The sequence below is a fragment of the Microbacterium sp. genome (assembly GCF_031988965.1).
Classification (GTDB): domain Bacteria; phylum Actinomycetota; class Actinomycetes; order Actinomycetales; family Microbacteriaceae; genus Microbacterium.
This window is the reverse complement of the sequence record NZ_DALZXX010000008.1, coordinates 1-13,858: the sequence shown is the minus strand read 5'-3', so window position 1 is coordinate 13,858 and position 13,858 is coordinate 1. Positions and strand designations below refer to the sequence as shown.

General features: G+C 67.7%; 15 protein-coding genes and 1 pseudogene. 6 read left to right on the top strand and 10 right to left on the bottom strand.

Features of this window, described 5'->3' with window-relative positions; all coding sequences use genetic code 11:
* Positions 1–16: 16 nt before the first annotated feature.
* Together RTM68_RS04000 and RTM68_RS03995 are read right to left on the bottom strand one after the other, a co-directional pair.
* Entirely contained in the window at positions 17–775 is a 759-nt protein-coding gene (locus RTM68_RS04000) for an SDR family oxidoreductase (protein WP_312168486.1), read from the bottom strand.
* Positions 776–898: 123 nt separating this feature from the next.
* Positions 899–1,498 (bottom strand): TetR family transcriptional regulator, encoded by a 600-nt coding sequence (locus RTM68_RS03995; RefSeq protein ID WP_312168483.1) that lies wholly within the window; start codon positions 1,496–1,498, stop codon positions 899–901.
* 372 nt (positions 1,499–1,870) lie between these two features.
* On the opposite strand from RTM68_RS03995, the pseudogene RTM68_RS03990 reads away from it, so the two are divergent.
* Positions 1,871–2,239: pseudogene (locus tag RTM68_RS03990) on the top strand (ornithine cyclodeaminase); the annotation flags it as partial.
* Positions 2,240–2,457: 218 nt separating this feature from the next.
* Here the strand turns inward: RTM68_RS03990 and RTM68_RS03985 are convergent.
* From RTM68_RS03985 to RTM68_RS03965, 5 genes are all read right to left on the bottom strand, one after another.
* Positions 2,458–3,111, bottom strand: a complete 654-nt coding sequence (locus RTM68_RS03985) for a hypothetical protein (RefSeq protein ID WP_312168480.1) — start codon at positions 3,109–3,111, stop codon at positions 2,458–2,460.
* A gap of 143 nt (positions 3,112–3,254) precedes the next feature.
* Positions 3,255–4,622 carry a D-alanyl-D-alanine carboxypeptidase gene (locus RTM68_RS03980; protein WP_312168477.1) on the bottom strand — a complete coding sequence of 456 codons (1,368 nt, stop codon included), beginning with the start codon at positions 4,620–4,622 and terminating at the stop codon, positions 3,255–3,257.
* Positions 4,623–4,792: 170 nt separating this feature from the next.
* Positions 4,793–5,110 carry an NIPSNAP family protein gene (locus RTM68_RS03975; RefSeq protein ID WP_312168475.1) on the bottom strand — a complete coding sequence of 106 codons (318 nt, stop codon included), beginning with the start codon at positions 5,108–5,110 and terminating at the stop codon, positions 4,793–4,795.
* A gap of 52 nt (positions 5,111–5,162) precedes the next feature.
* Entirely contained in the window at positions 5,163–5,666 is a 504-nt protein-coding gene (locus RTM68_RS03970; RefSeq protein WP_312168473.1) for a hypothetical protein, read from the bottom strand.
* Between the two features lie 74 nt (positions 5,667–5,740).
* Positions 5,741–6,184: a hypothetical protein gene (locus RTM68_RS03965; RefSeq protein ID WP_312168472.1), complete on the bottom strand. Its 444-nt coding sequence runs from the start codon at positions 6,182–6,184 to the stop codon at positions 5,741–5,743.
* Between the two features lie 110 nt (positions 6,185–6,294).
* On the opposite strand from RTM68_RS03965, the gene RTM68_RS03960 reads away from it, so the two are divergent.
* Together RTM68_RS03960 and RTM68_RS03955 are read left to right on the top strand one after the other, a co-directional pair.
* Positions 6,295–6,540 carry a hypothetical protein gene (locus tag RTM68_RS03960; protein ID WP_312168470.1) on the top strand — a complete coding sequence of 82 codons (246 nt, stop codon included), beginning with the start codon at positions 6,295–6,297 and terminating at the stop codon, positions 6,538–6,540.
* Entirely contained in the window at positions 6,537–6,986 is a 450-nt protein-coding gene (locus tag RTM68_RS03955) for a BLUF domain-containing protein (protein WP_312168469.1), read from the top strand. The genes RTM68_RS03960 and RTM68_RS03955 overlap by 4 nt, the downstream gene beginning before the upstream one ends.
* Here RTM68_RS03955 and RTM68_RS03950 read toward each other — a convergent pair.
* The gene (locus tag RTM68_RS03950; protein ID WP_312168467.1) at positions 6,940–7,314 is read right to left on the bottom strand and encodes a sigma factor; all 375 of its coding nucleotides are present in this window, start codon (positions 7,312–7,314) and stop codon (positions 6,940–6,942) included. The genes RTM68_RS03955 and RTM68_RS03950 overlap by 47 nt on opposite strands.
* A 106-nt stretch (positions 7,315–7,420) precedes the next feature.
* Positions 7,421–8,362: a LysR family transcriptional regulator gene (locus RTM68_RS03945; RefSeq protein WP_312168465.1), complete on the bottom strand. Its 942-nt coding sequence runs from the start codon at positions 8,360–8,362 to the stop codon at positions 7,421–7,423.
* Positions 8,363–8,488: 126 nt separating this feature from the next.
* On the opposite strand from RTM68_RS03945, the gene RTM68_RS03940 reads away from it, so the two are divergent.
* From RTM68_RS03940 to RTM68_RS03930, 3 genes are all read left to right on the top strand, one after another.
* Positions 8,489–9,517 (top strand): DUF1852 domain-containing protein, encoded by a 1,029-nt coding sequence (locus tag RTM68_RS03940; RefSeq protein ID WP_312168463.1) that lies wholly within the window; start codon positions 8,489–8,491, stop codon positions 9,515–9,517.
* A 99-nt stretch (positions 9,518–9,616) separates the two neighbouring features.
* Positions 9,617–10,660, top strand: a complete 1,044-nt coding sequence (locus tag RTM68_RS03935; protein ID WP_312168461.1) for a methionine synthase — start codon at positions 9,617–9,619, stop codon at positions 10,658–10,660.
* A 135-nt stretch (positions 10,661–10,795) separates the two neighbouring features.
* The gene (locus RTM68_RS03930; protein ID WP_312168459.1) at positions 10,796–13,297 is read left to right on the top strand and encodes an HAD-IC family P-type ATPase; all 2,502 of its coding nucleotides are present in this window, start codon (positions 10,796–10,798) and stop codon (positions 13,295–13,297) included.
* On the opposite strand, the gene RTM68_RS03925 is transcribed toward RTM68_RS03930, so the two are convergent.
* Positions 13,226–13,651, bottom strand: a complete 426-nt coding sequence (locus tag RTM68_RS03925) for a hypothetical protein (RefSeq protein ID WP_312168458.1) — start codon at positions 13,649–13,651, stop codon at positions 13,226–13,228. The two genes, RTM68_RS03930 and RTM68_RS03925, sit on opposite strands and share 72 nt — an antisense overlap.
* Between the last annotated feature and the right edge of the window lie 207 nt (positions 13,652–13,858).

Below are 13,858 nucleotides of genomic sequence, written 5' to 3'. Positions count from 1 at the left end.
CTGCAGCCCGCCGCAGTCAGGAGTAGAAGGCCCCTCCACCATCGACCGACACAGTGGTGCCTGTGATGTAGGAGGCGTCAGGGCCCGCCAGGAACGCGACAGCTCGCCCCGCGTCGGCTTCGGCGTCGCCGAAGCGCTTGAGGGACATTCCTGCCATCACAGCCTCGAGCTTGTCGGGGTTGGCATCGAAGTATCCTTTGGCGGCGTCGGTCATGGCCGCGGGCGCGATCGAGTTGACGGTGATGCCGTACTGCCCCCACTCGCGGGCCGCGATGCGGGTGACACCGCCGATAGCGCCCTTCGCGGCGATGTAGGCACCCATGCCGGGGAGCGGGATCTGCTCGGCCCCCGAGCGGACGTTGATCACTCGGCCGTAGCCGTCCTTCAGGTACGGGAACGCTGCGCGCATGAAGTAGACGGCGCCGATGGGGCCCGCCTGGAACACGAGATCGAGATCCTCATCGGTGATCTCCTCGAAGGGCACCTGGCCGCGGGCGCCCTGGGCGTTGTTCACGAGGATGTCGACGTTGCCGAAGGCCTCGACGACCGACGAGACTGCGGCATCCACCTCTGCGGAGCGGCGGATGTCGCAGTGCACCGTGAGCGCACGTCCGCCGGCAGCCTCGATGAGAGCGACCGTCTCATCTGCGCCGGCATCGTTGATGTCGATCACACCGATCGCGGCGCCCTCCTTGGCGAGTGCCAGTGCGATTCCACGTCCGACGCCGCTTCCTGAGCCCGTGATGATCGCGACTTTGTCATCGAGAGTTCCCATGTTGCCGTTCCTTTCTGAGGTCATCCCGTATCGGGACGGCCTCAGGGTACGCCGCAAATCTGTGAACTTCAACAATGTTGAAGTTTCTACTTCGTGAGCGGTTGAAGCGGCGCGGCGCGCTCGTCACGGAGTCAGGATCAGCTGAAGGCTCGGAGAATACGCGGCAATGAGCGCCTCGGTCGATGCCGTCACGAGCACGTCGTCCTCCGAGACCCACAGTGCAACCTGCAGGCCGGTCATTCCTGCTGCGAACAGGTGGGCGCGAAGTAGAGCGTCCGGGCCGCTCAACCGGGGGAGCAGCCGCTCTTCGAACACCGCCTGCGTGTGAATACGCAGTGCGCTGGCGACCTCGGCTCGATCGGAGGCTCGGACAAGAGCGGCCAGGATCGCCCTGCCGTCCGCGTGTGCCCTTTCGTCGAGGATGAAGCGCAGGTAGTCCGCCGCCAGCGAATCCAAGGGGCCGGCGAGCGCGTGGTCGATGCCGGCGGGTAGCTCCATGGTCTCGAGGAAGAGACCTTCCTTCGAGCCGAAATAGCGGATCACGGTCGCGGGGTCGACCTCGGCTGCGTGAGCGATGTCCCGCACACCTGTTGCGGGGAAGCCGTCCTCCCGGAAGAGCTTCGCCGCCGCGGCGCGGATGGTCTCCTTGGTCTGGGCGACCCGTTCGGCCCGTGTCTGCTTAGCAATCACGCGACCATCCTCGCAGAGCGAGATCCGCAGCATGCTGCCCCCTCAGAACCGTGGAGCGTGATGCAGCCCTTGTTCAAGGCACTGGTGAGTGGTGTTGCCGGGTGAGCGGCTTGAGTGAAAGCCCTGAGCAGGATGTGCTGCGGCGTTTCGTCGTGTCTCCGGACCATCGAGGGCGGATCCGACCTCTGTCTTTGAGGAGCCAGCGACCAGGTGTCGGAACAGTGCGATTGTTCGACGTCGACGATGCAGCCGCCCGAACGACCGCAGCGCATCTTCGCCACCTCGGGTTCGACGTGACCGTCGAGTCGAGCGCGGCGGATGCGGTCCGAGACGCCGACATCACCGCACCTGCACGGCCGATAAGGCCAACGCCCAGGTGCTTGCGGCCTCGGAGTCCTAGCTGGCGCGCACATCAACGCCATTGGAGGCGACTGCCCGGGCAAGACCGAGCTCGACCTCGACATCGTCCGCCGCCACAGGGTGTTCGTGGAGCTCGAGCCGCAGACGCGCATCGAGGGGGAGATACAGCTCCTTCCGTCGGGTTCGCCGGTGACCGAGCTCTGGCGGGTGATCCTCGAGAGGAGCTGGGTCGCGTCGAGAGACGAAGTCACGGTCTTCGACTCCGTCGGCTTCGCGATCGAAGACTTCACCGCGCTCCGATACGTGCAGAGGGCGACGGCGGCCTCGCGCTTCTCGGAGCCGATCGACCTCATCACGGAGCCCGTGGACCCGAAGGATCTCTACGGGATGGTCGGGGCGCCGGTCTTGGCCTGACCGCAGGATCCGGTTCACGGCAACGCGCCGGGACGTGATTGAGAGGACCGTGCCGGATAGTTGCGATAAGTGGTCTGATCGTCGGTAAACGGCCAGGCAGGGAAGTAAGAAGGGGTGGAGCGGGTAAGAGCGCTCAGTACTCCGCCTCGATGCGGGGACTCGGTACCGAACCTGGGCGTGCGATTCGAGGTGCAACGGAGCGCCAGTGAAAGGTGCGCTCAGCCGCAGGACTCGTACGGCGGCTCGTCGAGACTCGTCGCGGTCACGGCCCAGATGGTGTCGGTTCCGGCCGTGTAGGTCAGGAAGACGGAACCGGTGCCTGCCTCCGATTCGATCGCGAGATACCGGCGATCGCCGACGCTTTCGATCTCAACCGCGTCCGGGTACGCGGCCAGAGCCTGGTCCACCCGCGAACCGATGCCGATCCCCTCCGCTGTCACGGGACCGACGGCCGGCTTGCCTTCGAGGTCGACGGGCGAGGCGGACACCTGCACGAGGTCGACCACCGCTGGGCCCTGTTCCGGGAGTTCGGGGCGCTGGAGGGTGAGCGTGTACCCGTCAGCCTCGGCGGTGGCGAGCCATGGGCAGGCCTCCGCAAGAGTCGCACCCGTCGCCGCCACTGCCTCGTCGTATGACGTGCCCAGGTCGACGTCTCCGATGCCCGACGGACTGACGTCCGCCGCGGGGGCGGACGCACTGGGCGACGAGGTCGGCGCGGGCTCGGCGGATGCCGTCACCGTCTGCGTGACTGTCGGGGTCGGTGCGCCGGTCGCGGCGCACCCGGCCAGAAGAGCCGCGGCGACGGCCATTCCGCACAGGGGAGGGAGGATGCGTGCACTGCGAGCCCGGGGTCGTCTCGTGTCGATATCCATGCTTCGACGCTAACGGCGAGGCGGAGCATCGTCCTTCGACTCCCACGGGATTCCCAGATGCCCGAGGGGTCGTGACGTGGACCGGCAAGCGCCCGCCATCGTGCGAGAGCGGACCTCGGCGGCATCGTTCTGCGGAGAAACGCTCAGTCCCCGGCATCCGCCATGAAGCCGAGCTCGGACGGGTGGGTGAGTCGCCACCACTCGGTGGGCGGGTCGATGTTCCCGTCGATCGTCACGGGAGCGGTGACGGTGTTCGGCCCGGCCGTCCAGGTGACGCTTCCGACGACCGTGCCGTCGCGGTACGTGAGCGGGGTGTCGATGTCGACCGTCACCTCGATCGGGGTGTCCGACCAGGTGAAGATCGACGCGTCCTCGTCGATGACCAGCGTCGCGGACGATCCCCAGGGCGTCGCGATCGATCCGATCTCCTGGCCGTCGGTCGCGACGGGCATCTGGTGGAAGCCGGAGCGGATGCTCTCGAGTGCGGCGATCACGCTGGCGTTCACCGAATCGCGCGTCGGCGCCCCGAGGACGACGCCGGTGACGGCAAGGGGAGCGGCCGCGCCCACGTCGAGGGTCGCCGTGTACAGCAGGTTGTGCGTGCCCATGCCCAGGTTCCCGGTCTTCAGCCCCGTGATCCCGGCCGTGCCGAGGAGGCCGTTGGTGTTGTACACCGCACCCGCACCGGGGACCGAGAGCGACGGGGTCGCGACGATCCGGGCGATCGCCGGATTCGCGGCGGCGAGCTTCGCGATGGCCAGCAGGTCGGTGAGCGTGCTCGTGTTGCGTGGACTGATGCCCGTGGGCTCGGTGACCGTCGTGCCGGTGAGCCCGTGGGCGGCGAGCCAGTCGCGCGTCGCGCCGAGGAACGCGTTCTGCGATCCGAAGATCTTCGAGGAGAGCGCCTCGGCGTAGTTGCTCGCCGAGGGGATGAGCATGACGGCGAGGGCATCATGCAGCGACATGGTGGTGCCGGTGGGCATCGGAGCGATGGTCGCGTCGAGCACGTAGTACGCGTCGTAGAGATCGTGGTCGGCCTTGTCGAACGTGATGGTCGGCCCGGGGTCGTCCGCCGAGGCGAGCGGCGACGCATCGAGGATGACGAGGGCGGTGATGAGCTTGGTGATGCTCGCGATCGGGAGCGGTTCGCCCGTGCCCGTCGCCGACCAGATGCCGCTCGCCCCCTCGCCCAGATAGGCATCGGCGCCGGCGATGCTGATCGCTGACGCCGTGGCGGTCGGCGTCGCGAAGGCGGCAGCGGAGCCGATCGGCACCTGCGGTGTGCGGTTGGTCACCGTCGGCGGATTCGTGGGCGCCGTGAGCGCCCACCCGATGTAGCCGCCGGTCACGGCGAGCACGAGGACGAGGCAGACGGCAGTGATGATGAGCCCCCGGCGCCTGCGCTTCCTGCGCGCCGAGGCATCGGCCTGACCGTCGGTGAACTCCTGCTCGTGCGTCATGAGGTCCGCGAAATCGGACAGCGCATCCACCGGTTGATCCGGTGCCGTCATCGAGAGCCCCTCATCGCGCGTCACCTGTCGCTCGCAATCCTCAGAAAAGACCATCCTCGTGGATGCCCGCCGCCGCCGGTATCGGCCGTTCGGGGGACAAGTCGGCGTCAGCCTCGAGACAACTCCGATCAGAGAATCAGCTGGACTCGATCCGGTGCCCCGCGGCCGTCTCAGTCCGCGTCCCCCGAGAAGACGGGGCTCAGGAAGCGGCGTTCGTACCGGCGGATGCACTGCGTCCTGCGAGCCAGCTCGAAGGCCTCCACGCACTCGGGATCGATCTTCGATGCGGTGCGGTAGATCTCGTACTCGGCGAGGGAGGGGAACGTGAACAGTGCGAAGGCCTCGTCGCTGTCTCCCTCGCTCGGCAGGAAGTAGCCGTGGTGGGTGCCGCCGTGCTTCGCGACCAGCCGGATCCACCGGCGTCCGTACTCGGTGAAGTCGTCGAGCTTGTCCGGGTCGATCTCGTAGCGCAGGTGAACCGTGATCATGTCGTCCAGCTTGTCAGAGCGCGGAGCCGACTTCGGTCGGAGGCGCCCGGCGTCAGCGGAGGACGCCGCAGGCCGTCGTGACTCGAAGCATGACAGTGCCGCCCTGCGTCATCGGGTAGCTCAGGAGGTACGAGCCGGTCTCGTCTTCGATGAGCGTGTGTCCGCCGGTCACCGGCCAGGTCTCGCCGTCGGAGTACTCGATGTCCTGTGAGGACGTGCCCGTGGATGTCACCGCATCGCCGTACTCGTCCTGCAGCTCGGCGATCGTCCCCGTGATGTCGGTGCTGGGGATGCCGAGCGCCCACAGCCAGTGCCCGATGCCGTCGTCTTCTCCGGAACAGGCGTACGCGTTCGCGTCGGCCTCCGCATACCGCTGACCGCCGGGAAACGCGGCCACGAGCTTGTCGACGACGTCATTCGACGTGTCTCTCACCTCGTTCATGCTCTGGTCGAACTTCGGCGGCTCGCTGTCGGTAGGACCGCTCGCCGAGCATCCGGCCAGCGCGACGAGAACGAGAGGCAGTGCCAGGAGAGGAGCGAGTCGCAGGGTGCGCATCCGGACAGTCTTGCGCAGGCGCGGCTGGTTTCGCGGGAAGGCACTCGGTCGCGGCTCTGCGATCCGGGTCCTGATCACTCCGCGGAGGCGGCCGCACTCCGCTCGTCCTCGGAGTTCGGCGTCCACCCGAACCAGCCGTCGTCCGACGCCATCACGCTCCAGTCGCCGCACGCGAAGACCGTCTTCGCCGCGTACGGGTCGGGCGCATCGTCGAGCACCCAGGTGGGGGCCGAGTACCGCTCCACCTCGGCGCATTCGTCGGGGAGGCCGGAGCTGCTGATGAGCAGGATGACGGCGTCCGCGGCATCCTCGATCGTCGAGGTGCGGACGGTGATCTCGCTCGCGTCGGTCGGGATCCAGTCGGCGTCGACCTCCGCACCGCTCTCGAACCCGTCGACATCGTCGAAGGTCGATGTGGACTGCTTGTGGACGAGACTGTCGTAGGCGGAGCATCCGGTCAGTGAGAGCAGTCCTGCGATGACCAGGGCGGGGGCGGCGAGGGTCGTGCGTGCGTTCATGGATCCAGCCTCGCCGCGCAGGGCGGGCGCGGCATCGTGCGGGGGAGGTATCTGCATCCCTCTGCAGGATGATCCGAGCCCGGCTGTATTCCCGAAGGTACGCTGATCACATGCATGATCAGTCGCCGCCGGCCGTCCGCCCCCTGTGGGCGAGCGTGGCCGACGGGTTCTACGTGGGCAGCCGGGAAGGCACCTTTCTCGGATACGTCGACCGTCAGGTCGATGGCGCCTGGCGTGCGTTCGACGCCGCGTCCCGCCCTCTCGGCGACCATGCGGACCACCATCTGGCGATGGCGGCCGTGACCGCCGGCGCCGATGCCGACGACACCGTGGGAAAGCAGGAGGATGCCGGATGACCGACGTGAACCCGCTCGTCTCGCTCGTGTACTGCAGCAGCGCCACGCGCCCGTTCGACGAGCGGGAGCTCGCCGAACTGCTGGCCGTGAGTCGAGCACGGAACAGTGCGAGCGACATCACCGGGATGCTCCTCTATCGAGGAGGCGAGTTCGTCCAGATCCTGGAGGGAACCCGGTCCGACGTCGAAGAGCTGATGGAGAAGATCGGTCGTGATCCGCGGCACCATGATGTGCGGGTGCTGATCGAAGAGCCGCTGCACGAGCGGCGATTCGCCGAGTGGACGATGGGCTACCAGTCACTGGTCGCGGCGGAGCCGGCGATGGCATCCGGATACCGCGACTCGTTCGACGACCTCCGCGTCGGGGACCACGACATGGTCGGCCGCGCGATCATGGAGCTCACGCTGTGGTTCCGAGTGCGGGAGTCTGTCCCGTCGCGCGGCTGAGTTCGAGTGCGCGGCTGAGTTCGAGTGCGCGGCTGAGTTCGAGTGCGCGGCGATGCGCTGTCTCGGCGATCCAGGTCTCCGCGCTTCCCCGATACGCCGCGAACTCCCGCGCGTGCGCCCAGATGTGCACGTAGGTCTCCTGCAGGACCTCCTCGGCAGACGCTCGGGCTTCGATCACGCTGAGGATGAGTCCGAACACACGCGCGCATGTGAGGTCGTACAACTGTGCGAACGCCGTCTGGCTGCCGGAGGCGATGTCGACCATCAGGTCGTCCTCGGCGCTCGACGATGCATCCCCGATCAGGGGAGGGATGCGTCGGATGCTCATGTGTCGATCGTGGCACGCGCGCGGTGACGACGGATGGCTCTTGCGCGCGATGATGGCCAGGTGCTAGCGGCGGGCAGCAGGCAGAGCGGGCGGCGGGGGAGTGTGCTCAGCCGAGCAGCGTCACGCCGAAGCTCGCCACGACGGTGCGCAGCTCCGCGAGGTAGCGCTGCGCCTGCTCGGTCAGCGGGATCGCGGAGTGGCCGATCCAGCCGATCTCGATGCGCTCGTCGACGTCGAGGGGAATCGCGACGATCTCGGGGTCGAGGTCGTCGCTGATGATTCCGGTCGAGATCGTGTACCCGTCGAGTCCGATCATGAGGTTGAAGATGGTCGCGCGATCCGAGACCCTGATCTCCCTCGAACTCGACAGGGTCGAGAGGATCTCCTCGGCGAAGTAGAAGGAGTTGTTCGCGCCCTGGTCGAAGGTGAGGCGCGGGACTTCGGCGAGATCGTCGAGGGTCACTCGCTCTCGGGCGGCGAGCGGGTTCTTGCGGGAGATGAAGATGTGCGGATCGGCGACGAAGAGCGGGCGGAACGCGAGTCCCGAGTCGCGGAGCAGCTTGTCGATGACGTTGCGGTTGAAGTCGTTGCGATACAGGATGCCGAGCTCGCTGCGGAGGGTGCGGACGTCTTCGATGATGTCCCACGTGCGGGTCTCGCGCAGCGAGAACTCGTACTCTGCGGCCTCGGTCGCCTTCACCATCCGCACCATCGCGTCGACGGCGAACGAGTAGTGCTGCGTCGACACTCCGAGCAGGCGGCGCGACGGCGGCCGCCCCAGATAGCGCTGTTCGAGAAGCGCGACCTGCTCGACGACCTGCCGGGCGTAGCCGAGGAACTCCACGCCGTCGGTGGTGAGGGTCACTCCGCGCGCCGAGCGGACGAGCAGGTCGCGGCCCACTCGGCCCTCGAGGTCCTTCATCGCCGCCGACATCGTGGGCTGCGCGACGTACAGCAGATCGGCGGCGGCGCTGATCGAGCCCTCTGCCGCGACCTCGATGTAATAGGTGAGCTGCTGCAGGGTGATGCCGCTCGATCGCCTGACCATAGCCACAGCCTATGCCCTGGCATAGCTGGCGCGCATTACTCGATAGGAGCGGTCTGGCCGCACCATGGAGTCATCCCCTTTTCCGCGAGGCCGAGCCCGGCCGATCAGCTCACCGATTGGCACCCCATGGCGCACGAGTTCACGTTCCGCATCACGACGACCCGGTTCGACGAGGACTACTCGCCCTCGCACGACTCCCGCATCACCACCAACTTCGCCAACCTGGCGCGCGGTGAGCACCGTCAGCAGAACCTCCGCAACGCGCTGACCATGATCGACCGCCGGTTCAACGATCTGGCCCGGTGGGACAACCCGAGTGCCGACCGGTACACCCTCGAGCTCGAGATCATCTCGGTCGCGGTGCAGTTCGCCGCGGAGGGCGAAGACAGGGAGTTCCCCCTCCTCGAGGTGCTCGACATCCAGATCGTCGACCGTCTGACCGGAACGCGCACGCACGGGATCGTCGGCAACAACTTCTCGTCGTACGTGCGCGATTACGACTTCAGTGTGCGGCTGCCGGCCGCCAGCGAGGCGGCGGGCGGATTCGCCCTTCCCGACGACTTCGGCGACCTGCACGGCAAGCTCTTCCAGCACTTCCTCGACTCCGAGGCGTACCGCGAGCGGTTCTCGCTGTCGCCGGTGATCTGCATCAGCGTCTCGACGAGCAAGACGTACCGTCGCACCGACAACCACCACCCGGTGCTCGGCGTCGAGTACGAGCAGAAGGATTCGTCGCTGACCGACGCGTACTTCGCCAAGATGGGCCTCTCGGTCCGGTACTTCATGCCGCGCGGCAGCGTCGCGCCGCTGGCCTTCTACTTCCGCGGCGATCTCCTGAACGACTACACGAACCTCCAGCTCATCGGCACGATCAGCACGATGGAGACGTTCCAGAAGATCTACCGACCCGAGATCTACAACGCGAACTCGACCGCGGCGAGCGTCTATCGGCCGACCCTCGAGCAGCAGGACTACTCGGTGACGAAGATCGCGTACGACCGCGAAGAGCGCAGCCGGCTCGCGACCGAACAGGGCCGGTTCACCGACGAGCACCTCATGCAGCCGCACGGCGAGCTGCTCGAGCAGTGGGCCGCCACGTACGGCGCCACCGCCGACGACCGCGTGCCTGCCGACGACCTCGTGCCCGTCGCCTGACGACCCTGTCGCCGACCATCCCTGTCGGTGCACGACCCTGCCCCTGACGACCCTGTCGCCTATCACCCCTCTCGCCCGACCGACGGAGAACTCCACGCCATGAACACGCTTCTGCCCACCTCGATCGTCGGCAGCCTGCCGAAGCCGTCCTGGCTGGCCCAGCCGGAGACGCTGTGGTCGCCGTGGAAGCTCGAGGGTGAGGCACTCGACGAGGGCCGGAAGGATGCTCTGCGCATCGCAGTCCAGGAGCAGCGCACTGCCGGGCTCGACATCATCAGCGACGGAGAGCAGACGCGCCAGCACTTCGTCACCACGTTCATCGAGCACCTCTCGGGCGTCGACTTCGACCAGCGGCAGACCGTTCGCATCCGCGACCGGTATGACGCGAGCGTGCCGACGATCGTCGGAGCCGTGAGCCGTGAGAAGCCCGTCTTCGTCGACGACGCGAGGTTCCTGCGCGAGCAGACCGATCAGCCGATCAAGTGGGCGCTGCCCGGCCCGATGACGATGATCGACACCCTCTACGACCGCCATTACGGGAGCCGTGAGAAGCTCGCCCGGGAGTTCGCGACGATCCTCAATCAGGAGGCGAGGGAACTCGAGGCGGCGGGCGTCGACATCATCCAGTTCGACGAGCCGGCCTTCAACGTCTTCTTCGACGACGTGAAGGACTGGGGCGTGGAGGTGCTCGAGATGGCGGCCGAGGGGCTGCGCGCCGAGACCGTGGTGCACATCTGTTACGGCTACGGGATCAAGGCGAACACCGACTGGAAGGCGACTCTCGGGGCGGAATGGCGGCAGTACGAGACGTCGTTCCCGCTGCTGCAGGCCTCGAGCATCGACACCGTCTCGCTGGAGAGTCACCACTCGCACGTGCCGGTGGAACTCATCGAGCTCATCCGGGGCAAGAAGGTCATGCTCGGTGCCGTCGATGTCGCGAATCATGCCATCGAGACGCCGGAAGAGGTCGCCGAGACGCTCCGCAACGCGCTGCGCTTCGTCGACGCGGACAAGCTCGTCCCGAGCACGAACTGCGGTCTGGCGCCGCTGCCTCGCGACGTCGCGCGCGGCAAGCTGCAGGCGCTCAGTGCGGGCGCCGCTCTTCTTCGTGGGGAGCTGGCGGGGGCAGCGCCCACCCGGTGAGAGCCGGATTCATCGGGCAGCAGCCCGCTCCGACCGCGTGAGAGAAAACGTTCGGGCCTCGGCGGAACTCCCGCTAGCGTGGTGCGCAGACGCCGAGATATATCGGTCGCCGCGTGAGTCACGGTCGGAGACACCATGGTTGAGCATCCACAGCCCGACACCACCTCCGTCGCGGAGAGCGACGTCGTCACCGACACCCGCGTGGGGCTCACCGCGGCGCGGGTCGCCGAGCTCACGGCATCCGGGCAGACGAACGCGTTCGCGGGCGATTCGAGCCGCAGCGCGTGGAACATCGTGCGCGCGAACGTCTTCACGCTCTTCAACGGCATCGTCGGCGCGTGCTTCCTGGTTCTCCTTCTTCTCGGGCGCTGGCAGGATGCGCTGTTCGGTCTCGCCGCGTTCGGGAACGCGATCATCGGATGCTGGCAGGAGTTCCGGGCGAAGGCGGCGCTCGACCGCCTCGCCCTGCTGAATGCCCCGCGAGCCCGGGTCCGCCGCGATGCGCAGGACGTCGAGATCGCTCCCGGCGAGGTCGTTCGAGGCGACATCCTGATCCTCCGTGCCGGAGACCAGGTCACCGCGGATGCGGTCGTTCTCGAGCACCGCGCGCTGCAGATCGACGAGTCGATGCTCACGGGCGAGTCGGATGCCGTCGACAAGCAGGACGGCGACGAGGCTCTGTCGGGGTCGATCGTCGTGGCCGGCGCAGCACTGGCTCGTGCGGAGCGGGTGGGCGCGGACTCGTACGCGAACCGATTCGCGGCGGAGGCCAAGCGCTTCTCGCTCGTGGCATCCGAGCTCCGCACCTCGATCGACCGCGTGCTGAAGTGGGTCGGGTGGGGCATCGGGCCGATCGGCCTTCTCGTGCTCAACGCCCAGATGATGGTCGCCGGGGGATGGGTGACCGCGTGGAAGACCGGCACGTGGACACAGGCGATCGTGAACACGATCTCGGCACTGACCGCGATGATCCCGCTCGGTCTCGTGCTGATGACGTCGATCGCCTTCGCCGTGGGCGCTGCCCGTCTCGCCTCTCGGCAGGTGCTCGTGAACGAGCTGCCCGCCGTCGAAGGGCTCGCGCGGGTCGACGTCATCTGCCTCGACAAGACGGGCACCCTCACCGAGGGGGAGCTCGCCTACCGCGACCTCGTGCTGCTCGACTCGGCCACCGGCGAATGGCGGAACGCGCTGTCGTGGTTCGGCGATGCGCCGGATGCGAACGCGACAGCCCGATGCCTGCGGGTGCCCTACCCCGCCTCCGGGCCGCGCGATGCCTCGGTCTACGTCTCGTTCTCGTCGGCCCGCAAGTGGAGCGCGCTCTCGTTCGCCGACACCGGCGACGAGACCCGGGTGCTCGGCGCGCCCGAGATGGTGCTGGGAGATGCGGCGACGGATGCCGGCACCGAGGTCGGCGAAGCCGTCACGCGCCTGGCGGCCGAGGGGCTGCGCACGCTCGTGCTCGCGGTCAGCGCCGATCACTACTCGACCGCCGCCGAGGCCGCGGAATCGCTCCCGACCGGACTCGTGCCCGTCGCCGTGATCACCTTCAGTGAGAAGGTGCGTCCGGATGCGGCCCAGACGCTGTCGTACTTCCGTGCCCAGGGAGTGGGCGTCCGCGTGATCTCGGGAGACAACCCGCGCACGGTCGCGGCGATCGCGCGGCAGCTCGGTCTCGACGCCGGAGAGGGCTACGACGCCCGGCAGCTCCCCGACGACGACGTCGAGCTCGGCGCGGTGCTCGAATCCCACACCGTGTTCGGGCGGGTGACCCCCGAGCAGAAGAAGCGCATGGTCGTCGCGCTTCAGGCGCGGGGCCACACGGTCGCGATGACGGGCGACGGTGTGAACGACGCCCTGGCCATCAAGACCGCCGACATCGGCATCGCGATGAACTCGGGGTCACCGGCGACCAAGGCCGTCGCGCGACTCGTGCTGCTCGACGGGCAGTTCTCGCATCTTCCCGACGTCGTGGCCGAGGGGCGTCAGGTGATCGCGAACATCGAGCGCGTCTCGATGCTCTTCCTCACCAAGACGGTCTACGCCACCACCCTTGCGGTGCTCTTCGGCGTCATGGTGCTCGAGTTCCCGTTCCTGCCCCGCCAGCTGTCGATCACCGACGGGCTGACCATCGGCATCCCCGCGTTCTTCCTGGCGCTCATGCCGAACACCAGCCGCTACGTGCCGGGGTTCCTGCGACGATCGTTGACGTTCGCGATCCCCGCAGGGCTGTTGATCGCCACCGCGTTGACGGTCTACACGCGCGGGGCCATGAGCCTCGGCGTCACCGAGCCGCAGCTGCGGACCGGGTCGACGATCATCCTGGCGATCGTGGGCATCTGGGTTCTCGCGGTGCTGGCTCGTCCGCTCAACCGGTACAAGGTGCTCGTGGTCGGCGGCATGTTCGTGGCCCTGTCGGTGCTGTTCACTGTGCCGCTCGCCGGTGAGTTCTTCCAGCTCGTCGATCCCGGTGAGCAGGCCGCGTACCTGATCGCCGGCATCACGATCGTCACGATCCTCGCGATCGAAGTCGTGCGGATCGTGCACCGGCGGATCCTCGCCCGGAGTTCAGTCGGCGAAGAACCGGCGGGAGGCGGGCGGCACCCAGATCGCCAGGAGCACCAGCAGCTCGAGCACTGACTGGACGAGCACCGCCCAGTCCCAGGTGGTGGTGAGAGCGGTCACGACGTGCAGCGCCAGCTGGATGATGAGGTAGACCGTCAGGAGCAGGCGGGCGAGCCGGCTGCCGCGGCCGATCGCCGCCGCCACGGCGATGGTCAGCAGACCGAAGAGGATCACGGCTGCGCCGACGAGCGAGACGACGAGCACATCGGCGTCGGGCACCTGATAGCGGCTGAGAAGCACGGCGAGGCCGAGTGCCGCGTTCGACAGGCCGCTCAGCACGATGAGGACCACGACGATGCTGACGACGACGGGGCGCTTCGGTGTCGCCGGTCGGTTCGGTGTCGCGCTGCTCTGGGTCTCGGACTCCACGCGATCACTGTACAAGCGATGCCCGTCGCCCCGGGCCGGCTACGCCGCGATGAGCCGGGACGACAGCGCGCGGATCCGCAGGCTGAGCGCGTCGAACGCATCGTCGAACGCGGCGGGGGTGCCGACGCGGGCCGGATCGCGCACCGACCAGTGCAGGTCGTCACGGGTCAGCAGACTCTCGTGGGCGTCGTCGCAGACCGTGATCAC

Excerpts from the sequence above, each read along its gene's own strand:
- RTM68_RS03955 (WP_312168469.1), top strand. The coding sequence starts at position 6,537 with ATGACCGACGTGAACCCGCTCGTCTCGCTCGTGTACTGCAGCAGCGCC.
- RTM68_RS03945 (WP_312168465.1), bottom strand. The coding sequence starts at position 8,362 with ATGGTCAGGCGATCGAGCGGCATCACCCTGCAGCAGCTCACCTATTAC.
- RTM68_RS03940 (WP_312168463.1), top strand. The coding sequence starts at position 8,489 with ATGGCGCACGAGTTCACGTTCCGCATCACGACGACCCGGTTCGACGAG.
- RTM68_RS03950 (WP_312168467.1), bottom strand. The coding sequence starts at position 7,314 with ATGAGCATCCGACGCATCCCTCCCCTGATCGGGGATGCATCGTCGAGC.
- RTM68_RS03995 (WP_312168483.1), bottom strand. The coding sequence starts at position 1,498 with ATGCTGCGGATCTCGCTCTGCGAGGATGGTCGCGTGATTGCTAAGCAG.
- RTM68_RS04000 (WP_312168486.1), bottom strand. The coding sequence starts at position 775 with ATGGGAACTCTCGATGACAAAGTCGCGATCATCACGGGCTCAGGAAGC.
- RTM68_RS03985 (WP_312168480.1), bottom strand. The coding sequence starts at position 3,111 with ATGGATATCGACACGAGACGACCCCGGGCTCGCAGTGCACGCATCCTC.
- RTM68_RS03965 (WP_312168472.1), bottom strand. The coding sequence starts at position 6,184 with ATGAACGCACGCACGACCCTCGCCGCCCCCGCCCTGGTCATCGCAGGA.
- RTM68_RS03975 (WP_312168475.1), bottom strand. The coding sequence starts at position 5,110 with ATGATCACGGTTCACCTGCGCTACGAGATCGACCCGGACAAGCTCGAC.
- RTM68_RS03930 (WP_312168459.1), top strand. The coding sequence starts at position 10,796 with ATGGTTGAGCATCCACAGCCCGACACCACCTCCGTCGCGGAGAGCGAC.
- RTM68_RS03960 (WP_312168470.1), top strand. The coding sequence starts at position 6,295 with ATGCATGATCAGTCGCCGCCGGCCGTCCGCCCCCTGTGGGCGAGCGTG.
- RTM68_RS03970 (WP_312168473.1), bottom strand. The coding sequence starts at position 5,666 with ATGCGCACCCTGCGACTCGCTCCTCTCCTGGCACTGCCTCTCGTTCTC.
- RTM68_RS03935 (WP_312168461.1), top strand. The coding sequence starts at position 9,617 with ATGAACACGCTTCTGCCCACCTCGATCGTCGGCAGCCTGCCGAAGCCG.
- RTM68_RS03980 (WP_312168477.1), bottom strand. The coding sequence starts at position 4,622 with ATGACGGCACCGGATCAACCGGTGGATGCGCTGTCCGATTTCGCGGAC.